Source organism: Amycolatopsis sp. NPDC028719 (assembly GCF_055565395.1).
This window is the reverse complement of sequence record NZ_JBVHUL010000009.1, coordinates 370,321-384,303: the sequence shown is the minus strand read 5'-3', so window position 1 is coordinate 384,303 and position 13,983 is coordinate 370,321. Positions and strand designations below refer to the sequence as shown.

The 13,983-nt window shown below is 74.8% G+C and carries 2 protein-coding genes (1 of these 2 only partly in view); both read right to left on the bottom strand.

Going from position 1 to position 13,983, the window contains the following annotated elements; genetic code table 11:
- Positions 1–4,783, bottom strand: the beginning of a protein-coding gene (locus ACZ4TR_RS36360) for a type I polyketide synthase (RefSeq protein ID WP_465292576.1). 13,235 nt of this gene lie to the left of the window's left edge; only the first 4,783 of its 18,018 coding nucleotides appear in the window; its start codon is at positions 4,781–4,783; the stop codon falls past the left edge of the window.
- Entirely contained in the window at positions 4,783–13,983 is a 9,201-nt protein-coding gene (locus ACZ4TR_RS36355) for a type I polyketide synthase (RefSeq protein WP_465292560.1), read from the bottom strand. The genes ACZ4TR_RS36360 and ACZ4TR_RS36355 overlap by 1 nt, the downstream gene beginning before the upstream one ends.

The window sequence follows — 13,983 nt, the reverse complement described above, 5'->3', positions numbered from 1 at the left end:
ACGCCTCGCGCGGGCTGATCCCGAAGAACCCGGCGTCGAAATCCGCGGCTCCGCTGAGGAATCCGCCTTCGACGACGTAGGTTGAGCCCTCTGCGTCGGGATCCGGGTCGAACAGCTCGTCGGCGTTCCACCCCCGATCCGATGGGAACTCGCCGATGGCGTCCCCGCCCGACGCGAGCAGTTCCCACAGCTCCTCGGGCGTCCGGACGCCACCCGGGTACCGGCAGGCCATGCCCACGATCGCGATCGGCTCCGCCGGCGCCGCGGTCACGGCGACGACCTGCCCCGGCGTCTCCGTCCCGAACAGCCCGGCCACGATCTCGCCGGCGAGCGCCGAGGCACTGGGGTGGTCGAACACCACCGTGGACGGCAGCTTCAGCCCGCACGCGGTGTTCAGCCGGTTGCGGAGCTCGACCGCGGTCAGCGAGTCGAAACCCAAGTCGCGGAACGCCCGCGTCGCCACGATCTCTTCGACCGAATCGTGGCCCAGCACCGCGGCCGCGTGCGACCGCACCAACTCGACCACCGTCCGCCGCCGCTCCGCCGGCGCCAATCCGGTCAGCCGCTCGGCGAACTCGCCCCGCTCCCGACCCGCAGCTGTTTCCTCCCGCGCCTCGGAAATCGTGTCCAGCAAGGGACGGGATCGCGCGGCGCGGAACACCGGTGCGAACTTCTCCCACTCCACATCGGCGACGGCGATGAACGTCTCGTCATCCGCCAACACCTCACCCAACGCCGCCAACGCCCGATCGGTATCCAGGAAGTTCATCCCCTGCCGCACCAACCGATGCGGCGTCACCCGACCCGGAGCCTGATCCATCGCGGCATCGACAGCGTCCCAATCGCGCGTGTTCCAGACACCCCAGGCGATCGACGTCCCCGGCAGCCGGCGAGCGCGACGATCTTCCGCCAGCGCGTCGAGGAACGCGTTGCCCGCGGCGTAGGCGCCGTGGTCGTTGCTGCCCCAGGTGGCCGAAATCGACGAGAACATGACGAACTCGTCGAGCGCCAGGCCGGCCGTCGCCTCGTCGAGGTGGACGGCGCCGGCGGCCTTGGCGCCCAAGGCCGCCGCCAGCCCGTCCCGGCTGGTGTCCGCCACGCGCGCCAGGTACGGCGCGTTCGCCGAATGCAGCACGGTCGACAGGCCGGGCCCGGTGCGTTCGACCCAGCCGACCAGGTCCGCGACCTGCCGGCGGACCGCGAGGTCGCAGCCGACGACTTCGACGCCGGTGCCCGCACCGGCCAGCTCGGCCACCAGGGTGGCCACCCCGGCCGCCGACGGCCCGGACCGCGACGTCAGCACCACCCTCCGCGCGCCGCGAGTGGCCAGCCACGACCCGACGCCGGCGCCGATCGAGCCGGTGCCGCCGGTGACCAGGACCGTTCCCCGGGGACGCCAGGACGCGGCTTCGGTCCGGCGGGCTTCCGCTCGCACCAGCCGCCGCCGGAACGTCGCGGACGGCCGCACCGCAACCTGGTCCTCGACGCCGTCGGCGAGCACCCCCGCCAAGCGGGCCGCGGCCTCGGCGTCCCACACCGCCGGCAGGTCGACGAGCCCGCCCCAGCGATCCGGGTGCTCCAAGCCGACCGCGCGGCCGAGACCCCAGACCTGGGCCTGGACCGGGCTGATCGGCGTTCCGTCCGCGCCGGCCCGGACTGCGCCGCGGGTCAGCACCCACAGCGGCGCCGTGCCGCCGGCCTCGACCAGCACTCGGACCAGGTCGACCGTGCCCGCCAGTCCGCGTGGGACCACCGGGTGCTCCGCCACCGGGTTTTCGTCCAGGGCCAGCAGCGAGACCACGCCGGCGGCCCCGGCGGCGTCGACGTCCGCCGGATCGGCGACGGTGACGACCTCGGCACCGTGCCCCGTCAGCGCGGCGGCGACGGCGTCCCGGTCGGGACCGTCCCCGACCAGCACCCACGTGCCGGTCAGAGCGGCCGACCCGCCGGCGGCCGCCGGTGACCAGGTGATGCGGTAGCGCCAGTCGGCCCCCGGTTCGCCGGCCGCCGCGGCGGCGACCGCGCCGAGCCAGTAGCGCTTCCGCTGGAAGGCACAGGTCGGCAGGTCCACGGTCGTGCCACCGCCGAGGATCCCGGCCCAGTCGACCGGCAGGCCTCGCACATATGCCTCGGCGAGCGACGCGAGCAGCCGCCCGGTGCCCCCCTCGTCCCGGCGCAGGGTTCCGACGACCACCGCGTCCTCGACGTCCCGGACGACATCGCCCACCGCCCCGGTCAGGACGGCGTGCGGGGAGACCTCGACGAACACGCTGTGCCCGGACTCGCCCAGCGTGCGGACCGCTCGCTCGAACTCGACCGTTTCCCGCAGGGACGAATACCAGTACGACGGGCCCAGTTCCGGACCCGAAACCCACGCCCCGGTCAGCGCCGACACCATCGGCACTCGCACCTCGGCGGGCTGGATTCCCCGCAACACAGCCAGAATTTCCTCGCGCAGCTCGCCCACATGCGCACTGTGCGACGCGTAATCCACGGGGATCACCCGCGTGCGAACAGACTCGCCGCACGAAGCCGTCAACTCCCGCAACGCATCGGCATCACCGGACACCACCGTTGCCGAAGGACCGTTCACCGCAGCCACCGACAGCCGCCCGCCGAACGGCGCGATCCGCCCCCGAACCGCATCGACCGGCTCGGCGAGCGACACCATCCCGCCCCGGCCCGCCAACACCGTCAACGCCTTGCTACGCAACGCAACGACCTTGGCCGCGTCCTCAAGGGACAGAATTCCGGCCACCACCGCCGCGGCGATCTCTCCCTGGGAGTGCCCGACCACCGCGTCCGGCGCTACACCGGCTGCCTCCCACACCGCCGCCAGGGAAACCATCACCGCCCACAACGCCGGCTGCACCACATCCGCGGCCTCGAACCCGTGCTTCCCGGCCAACACGTCGGCCAAGTCCCAGTCCACAAAGGACTCAAGAGCAGCCGCACACTCCGCCAACCGCGCCGCGAACACCGGCGAAGACTCGGCCAGCTCCCGACCCATCCCGATCCACTGACTGCCCTGACCCGGGAACACGAACACCGTCCGGCCGAGGCCGCCCGCGGCGACTTCGCCGGTGACCACCCCGGGCGCGGGCTGCCCGGTGGCCACGGCCGCCAGGCCCGACACCAGCTCGGCCCGCTCGGCACCCAGCACGACCGCGCGCCGGCCCAGCGCCGCCCGCGTCGTCGCCAGGGACCACGCGACGTCCGCCGCTGTCAGCTCCGGCCGCGCGAGCACGTGCTCCCGCACCCGGTCCGCCTGGGCCGCGAGTCCCGCGGGACTGCCGCCCGTCACGACCCAAGCGGTGCAGTGCCGGTCCGCCACTACGTGCGGCCCGCCTCCCGCCACCCGCTCGGGGCGGTCCGCGTCCGCCGGGGCTTCCTCCAGGATGAGGTGCGCGTTCGTACCGCTGACGCCGAACGCCGAGACCCCGGCGCGCCGCGGCCGGTCGCCGGCCGGCCAGTCCACCGCCTCGCCCAGCAACCGGACGTGGCCCGATGTCCAGTCGACGTGCGGTGTCGGGTGCTCGGCGTGCAACGTCTTCGGCAGCACGCCGTGGTCCAGTGCCAGCACCATCTTGATCACGCCGGCCACCCCGCTCGCACAGCCGGAGTGCCCGATGTTGGACTTCACCGACCCCAGCCACAGCGGCCGGCCGGCTCCGCGCCCGTCAGCCTGGCCGTAGGTCGCCAGCAGTGCCTGCGCCTCGATCGGATCGCCGAGGGTCGTGCCGGTGCCGTGGGCCTCGACGGCGTCCACGTCCGCGGCGGTCAGGCCGGCGTCGGCCAGCGCCGCGTCGATCACGCGACGCTGGGACGGCCCGTTGGGCGCGGTGATGCCGTTGGACGCGCCGTCCTGGTTGACCGCGCTGCCGCGGAGCACACCCAGCACCCGGTGCCCGTGGCGACGGGCGTCCGAAAGCCGTTCCAGCGCGACGATTCCGGCGCCCTCGCCCCACCCGATGCCGTCCGCCTCGGCGGCGAAGGACTTGCAGCGACCGTCCGCGGCCATCCCACCCTGCTGGGAGAATTCCAGGTACGCCTCGGGCATGACGAGCACCTCGACGCCGCCCGCCAGCGCCAGGGAACACTCGCCCGACCGCAGCGACCGCACCGCCAGGTGGAGCGCCACGAGCGAGGACGAGCAGGCGGTGTCGATCGTCACGGCGGGGCCGGTCAGCCCCAGCGTGTAGGAGATGCGCCCGGAGACGACGGCGGTCAGGCCACCGGTCATCTTGTAGCCTTCGGCACCGCTGTCGGCGCCCGCCACCCCGGTGCCGTAGGCCGTGCTGCTGGCCCCGACGAACACGCCCGTGTCGGAGCCCTTCAGCGACGCCGGGTCGATGCCGGCCCGCTCGACCGCTTCCCAGGCCACCTCGAGCAGCACCCGCTGCTGCGGGTCCATCGCCAGTGCTTCGCGTGGGCTGATCCCGAAGAAGCCCGCGTCGAAATCGGCGGCGTCGTAGAGGAAGCCACCCACCCGGGCGTACTCGCCGGCCGTGCCGCCGTACGCGCGCTCCCACTCCGCCCACCCGCGGTCGGCGGGGAAACCGCCCATGGCGTCGGTCCCCGAGGAGAGCAGGTTCCAGAATTCGCCGGGGCCGGTGACACCGCCCGCGTACCGGCACCCGAGGCCGACGACCGCGATCGGCTCGCGTTCGCCCGCCTCCAGCTCCTTGACGCGCTCGCGGGTCCGATAGAGATCGGCAGCGAGCTTCTTCAACGTGTCGAGCAGCCGCTTGTCGCCGCCCGCCGCCTGCGCCCCACCGGCCATCACGAAAGCCCCAATTCCTTGTCGATGAAGTCCAGGACAGCGCCCGCGTCGGCGTCGTCCGCGAGCAGCCGCTGTTCCGCCGCTTCCCGGGGCGGCTGCCCGGCGTCGCCCAGCCAGCGGGAGAGCACGTTCCTGAGCCGTGTGGTCACGTCGCGCCGCGCTTCGCTGCCGCCCGGGACGACCGCGAGCGCGGCTTCCAGCCGGTCGAGCTCGCCGAGCAGCGGGTCCGTTTCCAGCGCGCCGGGCTCGGTCCGGAGCCCCAGTTCGCCGAGCAGGTGCTCGGCGAGCTCGGCGGGAGTCGGGTGGTCGAAGACGAGCGTCGCGGGCAGCCGCCGCCCGGTGGCGGCGGTGATCCGGTTGCGCAGGTCGATGGCCATCACCGAGTCGAAGCCGAGCTTCCGGAACGGACGGCCCTTGGGCAACGCGCCGGCCCCGGTGTGGCCGAGCACCGCCGCGGCCTGCTCGCACACGAGCTCCACCAGCCGGCGCAGTTGTTCGGCGGGCGCCAGGCCGGCGAGTTCCCCGGTCAGGCCGGCGCCGTCCACGGGCGCGCCGGGTCCGGTCACCGGGGCGTCCGCGGCTTCGGTCAGGCCGGCCAGCAGCGGACTCGGCCGGCGCGAGGTGAACGTCGGGCCGAACACCGGCCAGTCGATGTCCGCGACGGTCACCGCATCCTCGCCGGCGTCCAACACCTGGCCGAGGGCGAGCACCGCGAGCTCCGGATCCATCGCGCGGATCCCGTAGCGGTTCAGCAGCGTCCCGACGTCGCCGCCGCCCATACCGCCGCCACCCCACAGACCCCAGGACAGGGTCGTGGCCGGCCGGCCGGCGGCTCGCCGCGCCGAGGCGAGACCGTCCAGGTAGCCGTTGGCCGCGGCGTAGCCGGTCTGATCGCTGCCGCCCCAGACGGCCGCGCCCGAGGAGAACAGCACGAAGTCGTCCAGCGCCCGGTCCGCCGTCAGCTCGTCCAGCCAGCGCGCGCCGCCCCCCTTCGCGGCGCACACCTCGGCCAGGCCGGCCACGGTGGTCTCACCGACGGATCCGCCCTGGCCGACGCCCGCGGTGTGCAGCACCGTGGACAGGGCCGGGCCGGTGGCGTCGATCCGGGCCAGCAGGCCGGCGACCTGCGCGCGCTCGCCGACGTCGCAGGCGACGACTTCGACGCCGGTGCCCCGGGCGGCCAGCTCGGCGGCACGGCCGGGAACACCGCCGGCAGCCGGTCCGCGCCGGCCGGTCAGGACCACGCGCCGGGCACCGCGACCGGCCAGCCAGCGTCCGACGTGTTCGCCGATCGCGCCGGTGCCTCCGGTGACCAGGACCGTGCCGCGCGGGGTCCAGTCCCGGCGGGACGTCGGCCACGCCGCGCGGACCAGCCGCCGGCCGTACGCGCCGGACGAGCGGAGCGCCACCTGGTCCTCGCCGTCCCGGCGGCCGAGCACGGCGGGCAGCCGCCGCACGGCCGAGTCGTCGCCGGACAGGTCGACCAGGCCACCCCACAGCTCCGGGTCGGCGAGCGCGACCGTCCGGCCGAGGGCCCAGATCTGGGCGTGGACCGGCGTACCGACGGCTTCGCCGCGGGTGGTCGAGACCGCGCCGCGGGTCAGCACCCACAGCGGCGCCGACCGCCCCGCTAGGACCTGCGCCAGGGTCAAGGTGGCGGCCAGGCCGCGCGCCACACCCGGGTGGGTGGCCAGCGGCACGTCCGCGTCGTCGCCGAGGGCGAGCGCGGAGACGACGCCGGCGAATTCGCCGGCCGGCAACGCCGCGGCCAGCGCGGCCCGGTCGGCGAGGTCGATCCCGCTCAGGTCCGCCGCCACGACATCGGCCCCGACGGCCGTCAGGGCTCCGGCGACGTCCGGGGCAGCTCCGACGAGCAGCCAGGTCCCGGTCAGCGGCGCGGGCCGGTCGGGCAACGCCGTCCACGAGACCCGGTAGCGCCAGTCCGCGACGGCCGACTCCGCGCGCTCGCGACGGCGCCAGCCGGACAGCGCGCCCAGAGCCGCGTCGGCCGACTCCACGCCGAGCAGGTCGGCGAGTGCGGCCGCGTCTTGCCGTTCGACGACGCTCCAGAAGGCCGCTTCGGCCGGGGTGCCCCCGCCGGCCGGTCCGGTGGCCGGCCCGGCGGGTTCCGGCCAGAACCGGTCCTGCCGGAAGGCGTAGGTGGGCAGGTCGACGGTCGCGCCGCGGGCCAGGACGGCCGGCCAGGTGAGCGGCAAGCCTTGGACGTACGCCTCGGCGAACGACGTCAGCAGCCGGTCCGCACCACCGTCGTCGCGGCGCAGGGTGCCGAGCACCACCGGCGTGTCGACGGCGTCCGCGATCGCCGGCGTCAGCACCGGGTGCGGGGACACCTCGACGAACACGCCGTGCCCGGACTCGCCCAGCGCGCGCGCCGCACGCTCGAACTCCACCGTCTCCCGCAGGGACGCGTACCAGTACGACGGATCCAGCTCCGGACCCGACACCCACTCCCCCGTCAACGCCGACACCATCGGCACCCGGGCCTCACCCGGCGAAATCCCCCGCAACACAGCCGAAATCTCGTCGCGCAACTCATCCACGTGCGCACTGTGCGAGGCGTAGTCCACCGGGATCACCCGCGTGCGAACCGACTCGCCGCACGAATCCGCCAGCTCCCGCAACGCATCGGCATCGCCGGAGACCACCGTCGCGGCCGGACCGTTCACCGCCGCGACCGACAACCTCGCTCCGAATGGTGCGATCCGCTCGCGAACGGCTGCGACCGGCTCCGCGATCGAGATCATCCCGCCACGCCCGGCCAGCGCCGTCAGCGTCCGGCTGCGCAACGCGACGACCCGGGCGGCGTCGTCGAGGGACAGGATTCCCGCCACCACCGCGGCCGCGATCTCACCCTGCGAATGGCCGACCACCGCGTCGGGCGCCACCCCGGCCGCTTCCCACACCGCGGCCAGGGAAACCATCACCGCCCACAACGCGGGCTGGACCACGTCGGCGGCCTCGAACCCCTGCCGGCCGGCGAGCACGTCGGTCAGCTCCCAGTCCACGTGGGGGGAAAGCGCCTCGGCGCACTCGGCCAGTCGCGCCGCGAACACCGGCGAAACCTCGGCCAGCTCACTACCCATCCCCACCCACTGGCTCCCCTGCCCGGGGAAGACGAACACCGTCCGGCCGGCTTCGCCCGCGGCCGCACCGGTGAGCACGCCGGGCGCGGCCTGCCCGGTGGCCACCGCCGCCAGCCCGGAGGCCAGCCCGGCGCGGTCCGCGCCGAGCACGACGGCACGGTGTTCGAACGCCGACCTCGTCGTCGCCAAGGACCACGCCACATCACCGAGCGCCTGCTCCGGGTGCGCCACCGCGTGCTCCCGCAGCCGACCTGCCTGACCGGCCAGCGTCTCGGCGTCCCGGCCGGAGAGCACCCAAGCCGGGGAGTGGCCCGTCAGCACCGGCGAAACGTCGCCGGCCGCCGGTTCCGGCGCGGCCGGCGCCTCTTCCAGGATCAGGTGCGCGTTCGTGCCGCTGATCCCGAACGCCGAGACGCCCGCCCGACGCGGCCGGCCGCCGGGCGACCAGCCGACCGGCTCCCGCAGCAGCCGGACGTTCCCCGTCGTCCAGTCCACATGGGACGACGGCCGGTCGGCGTGCAGCGTCCGCGGCAGCTCACCGTGCCGCAACGCCAGCACCATCTTGATGACGCCCGCGACCCCGGCCGCCTGCTGCGCGTGGCCGATGTTCGACTTCACCGAACCCAGCCACAACGGCCGATCCCGCGGCCGCTCGCGGCCGTAGGTCGCGAGCAGCGCCTGGGCTTCGATCGGGTCACCCAGTTCGGTGCCGGTGCCGTGCGCTTCCACGACGTCCACATCGGACGGCCTCAGCCGGGCGCCGGCCAGCGCGGCCAGGATCACCCGCTGCTGCGAGGGCCCGTTCGGTGCGGTGAGGCCGTTGGAGGCGCCGTCCTGGTTGATCGCACTGCCCCGCACGACGCCGAGGACCCGGTGGCCGTTGCGGTGCGCTTCCGACAGGCGTTCCAGCACCACGACGCCCACACCCTCGCCCATGCCCATGCCGTCCGCGTCGTCCGCGAACGCCTTGCAGCGGCCGTCCGGCGACAGCGCGCGCAGCCGCGAGAAGCCGACGAACTCGGCCGGGTCCGCCATCACCGTCACGCCGCCGGCCAGCGCCACCGAGCACTCGCCCGACCGCAGCGCCTGCACCGCTTGGTGCAGCGCGACCAACGACGAGGAACAGGCGGTGTCCACGGTCATGGCCGGGCCTACCAGGCCCAGCGCGTAGGCGACCCGGCCCGACAGCACGCTCATCGCGGTGCCGGTCATGCGGTGCCCCTCGGCACCCACCGTCTCCGGACCCGCCCCGAGGTAGGCCGACCGGGCCGCCCCCACGAACACACCCGTCGGCGAGCCGTGCAGCGACCGCGGATCGATCCCGGCCCGTTCGATCGCCTCCCACGACGTCTCCAGCAGCAGGCGCTGCTGCGGATCCATCGCCAACGCCTCACGCGGCGAAATCCCGAAGAACCCCGCGTCGAACTCCGCCGCCCCGGCCAAGAACCCGCCTTCGGCCACGTACGTCGTACCCTCGGCGTCCGGGTCCGGGTCGAACAGCTCCTCGGTGTGCCAGCCGCGATCGACGGGAAACCCGCCGATCGCGTCCTCGCCCGACGCGAGCAGCTCCCACAGCTCCTCCGGAGAACGGACCCCGCCCGGGTACCGGCAGGCCATGCCCACGATCGCGATCGGCTCCGCCGGGGCAGCGGCCACGACGGGCGGCGGCGTGGTCCCGGCGGACTCGGCACCGGTCAGCCGGGCCAGGAGCTCGTCGGCCAGCGCGGCCGGCGTCGGGTGGTCGAACACGGCCGTGGCCGGCAGCCGGACGTCCGCTGCGGCGGAAAGCCGGTTACGCAGCTCGACCGCCGTCAACGAGTCGAAGCCGAGCTCCCGGAAGGCCCGGGCGGGCGGGACACCCGCCGCGGAACCGTGGCCGAGGACCGCGGCCGCGTGCGCCCGCACCAGCTCCACGACCGTCCGGCGGCGCTCGCCCGCGGCCAGGCCGGCGAGGCCGCGGGCGAACTCGTTCGCCCGCGGCGCCGCCGCCGGGGCGGCCTGGTCGTCCCGGGCTTCCGGGATCGCGTCCAGCAACGGGCGAGGACGCGCCGCGCGGAACACCGGAGCGAACTTCTCCCAGGTCACGTCGGCGACCGCGAGGAACGTCTCGTCGTCCGCGAGCACCTGGTCCAGAGCGGTCAGCGCGCGCCGCGTCTCGAGGAAGTTCATCCCCTGCCGGCGCAGCCGCCGCGGCGTGATGCGGCCGGGGCTGTGATCCATCCGGTCGTCGACGGCGTCCCAGTCCCGGGAGTCCCAGACACCCCAGGCGATCGACGTCCCCGGCAAGCCGCGGGCGCGCCGGTCTTCGGCCAGGCCGTCCAGGAAGGCGTTGCCCGCCGCGTACGGGCCGTGGTCGTTGCTCCCCCAGGTCGCGGAAATGGACGAGAACAGCACGAACTCGTCGAGGGCCAGGCCGGCCGTCGCCTCGTCGAGGTAGGTGGCGCCGGCCGCTTTGGCGCCGAGGGCCGCGGCCAGTCCCGCCCGGGTGGTGTCCTCGACCCGCGCGAGGTAACCGGTGTTGGCCGAGTGCAGCACTGTGGACAGTCCCGGCCCGTCCGCTTCGATCCACCCGACGAGGCCGGTGACCTCGCCGCGGACTCCGGTGTCGCAGCTGACGACGTCGACGGCCGTCCCCGCGGCGGCCATCGAGGCCGCCAGCTCCACCGCGCCGTCCGCGTGAGGGCCGGACCGGCTCGTCAGCACGACGCGCCGGGTGTCGCGCTCGGACAGCCAGCGCGCGACGCAGGCGCCGATCGAGCCGGTGCCCCCGGTCAGCAGCACGGTGCCGCGCGCCCGCCAGGGTCCGCGGCCGGCCGGCCGCGGTTCGGCCCGCACCAGCCGGCGCACGAACGTCCCGGCCTCACGCAGGGCGACCTGGTCCTCCGCGCCGTCCGCGAGGACCGCGGCCAACCGGGCCCACGTCCCGGCGCCGGCCACCGGCGGGAGGTCGACCAGCCCGCCCCAGCGGTCCGGCAGTTCCATGCCGATGACCCGGCCCAGGCCCCACAGCTGGGTCTGCCGCGGTGCGTTGGTCACCTCGTCCGGGCTGGTTCGCACGGCGCCCTGGGTCAGCAGCCAGAGCGCGGCCGTGCTCCCGGCCCGGCCCAGTTCCTGCACGAGGTCGACCGTCGCGGCCGTACCGGCCGGGACCCACGAGTGCGCCGGGTCGCGGCCGTCTTCCAGCGCCAGCAGGGAAATCACGCCGGAGATGTCGCCGGTCGCGGCTTCGCGAAGCGTCTCGAGACGGGCACGGACGACCCGGGCACCGTGGTCGGCCAGTCCCCGCGCGCAGTCGTCGGCGACCGCGCCGTCGCCGAGCAGCAGCCAGGTGCCGGTCAGCGCCGGGCCGCCGGTCGCCCGCGCGGGTTCCCACCGGATGCGGTAGCGCCACTCGTCGACACCCGCCACGGGCCGGGCCGGAGCCGCCGGCCAGAACCGCTTCCGCTGGAAGGCGTACGTCGGCAGTTCGACGGTGGTGTGGCGGCCGAGCACGGCCGCCCAGTCGACGGTGGCGCCACCCGTGTACGCCTCGGCGAACGACCTCAGCAGCCGGTCCGCGCCGCCGTCGTCACGGCGCAGCGTCCCGGTCACCACCGGCGCCTCGATCGCCGAGGTCAGCACCGGATGCGGCGACACCTCCACGAACACGCCGTGCCCGGACTCGCCGAGGACCCGGACCGCCCGCTCGAACTCCACCGTCCGGCGCAAGCTCGAATACCAATACGACGGATCCAGTTCCGGGCCGGAAACCCACTCCCCCGTCAACGCCGACACCATCGGAACTCGCGCCTCGCCGGGTGAAATCCCTTGCAACACCGCGAGAGCCTCATCGCGCAACTCGTCCACGTGGACACTGTGCGACGCGTAGTCCACCGGGATCACCCGTGCCCGCACCGACTCGTCACACGAATCCATCAACTCCCGCAACGCATCGGCGTCTCCGGAGACCACCGTCGCCGACGGGCCGTTCACCGCCGCCACCGACAACCGCCCGCCGAACGACACGATCCGCGCCCGAACCGCATCGACCGGCTCGGCCAGCGACACCATCCCGCCGCGACCCGCCAACACCGTCAACGCCTTGCTCCGCAGGGCGACCACCTTCGCGGCGTCCTCCAGCGACAGAATCCCGGCCACGGCCGCGGCCGCGATCTCACCCTGCGAATGCCCCACGACCGCGTCCGGTCGCACCCCGGCCGCCTCCCACACCGCGGCCAGCGACACCATCACCGCCCACAACGCCGGCTGCACCACATCCGCGGCTTCGAAACCATGCCGGCCCGCCAGCACATCGGCCAAGTCCCAGTCCACATAGGACCCGAGTGCGGCCGCGCATTCCGCCAGCCGCGCCGCGAACACCGGCGAGACGTCCGCCAGCTCCCGACCCATCCCGACCCACTGACTGCCCTGCCCCGGGAACACGAACACCGTCCGCCCGGACGTCGCTTCGCCGGTGACCACGCCGGGCGCGGGCTGCCCGGTGGCCACCGCCGCCAGGCCCGACACCAGCTCGGCCCGCTCGGCACCCAGCACGACCGCGCGGCGTTCGAACGCCGACCGCGTCGTCGCCAGGGACCACGCCACGTCGCCGACCGGCAGCCGCCGCGCCAGGACGTGCTCCCGCACCCGCCCGGCCTGCGCGGCCAGTGCCTCGGCACCGCACCCCGACAGCACCCAGGCCGATGTCGTGGCCGACAGCAGCGGCGCCGCGTCGACGTCGGCGGGCTCGGCCGGCTCGGCCGGCGGCTCTTCCAGGATCACGTGCACGTTCGTGCCGCTCGCCCCGAACGCCGAGACCCCCGCCCGCCGCGGCCGCTCACCCGGCGGCCACTCCACCGGCTCCCGCAGCAGCCGGACGTTCCCGGCCGTCCAGTCCACATGGGACGACGGGGTCTCCGCGTGCAGCGTCTTGGGCAGCACCTCGTGCCGCAACGCCAAGACCATCTTCATCACGCCGCCGACACCGGCGGCCTGCTGGGCGTGCCCGATGTTCGACTTGAGCGACCCCAGCCACAGCGGCCGGTCCGCCGGCCGGTCCCGGCCGTACGTCGCCAGGAGCGCGCCCGCCTCGATCGGGTCGCCCAGTTCCGTGCCGGTGCCGTGCGCCTCGACGGCGTCCACATCGGACGCCGAGAGCCGCGCGTCGGCGAGCGCGGCCCGGATGACCCGCCGCTGCGCGGGCGCGCTCGGCGCGGTGAGGCCGTTCGAGGCGCCGTCCTGGTTCATCGCGCTGCCCCTGATGACCGCCAGCACGTGGTGCCCGTGGCGCCGCGCGTCCGACAGCCGCTCGAGCAGCAGCAGGCCCGCTCCCTCGCCCCAGCCCGTGCCGTCCGCGCCTTCGGCGAAGGCTTTGCAGCGCCCGTCGGCCGCGAGGCCCTGCTGCCGGGCGAAGTCCGCGAACATCACCGGCGTGGACATGACCATCACCCCGCCGGCGAGCGCGAGCCCGCACTCGCCCGACCGCAGCGACCGCGCCGCCAGGTGGACGGCGGCCAGCGACGACGAGCAGGCCGTGTCCACGGTCACCGCGGGCCCGGTGAGCCCGAGCGTGTACGCGACGCGGCCGGAAAGCACGCTGATCGCGCTGCCCGTCACCAGGTGTCCCTCGCCGTGCCCCAGCTCCCGCGCGTACCAGTCGTAGCCCGAGGCGCTCGCGCCGACGAACACGCCGGTGCGCGAGCCGCGCAGCGTCCGCGGGTCGAGCCCGCCGCGCTCCAGCGTCTCCCAGGCGATCTCCAGCAGCAGGCGCTGCTGCGGGTCCATCGCCAGTGCCTCGCGCGGGCTGATCCCGAAGAAGGCCGCGTCGAACTCGGTCGCATCCGGCAGGAAGCCGCCCCGGCTCTCGTAGCCGTGGGCCGCCGCGTCGCCCGGATCCCAGCCGCGGTCGGCGGGGAAGCCCGCGATCGCGTCGGTCCCACCGTCGACCAGGCGCCACAGATCGGCGGGCGTGCGGACGCCACCCGGGTAGCGGCAGCCCATGCCGACGACGGCGATGGGTTCACCGGTCACGGCTTCCAGTTCGCGGACGCGCTCGCGGCTTTCGTGCAGTTCGGCCGTGACGCGCTTCAGGAAGTACCGGAGCTTGTCTTCGCTCAC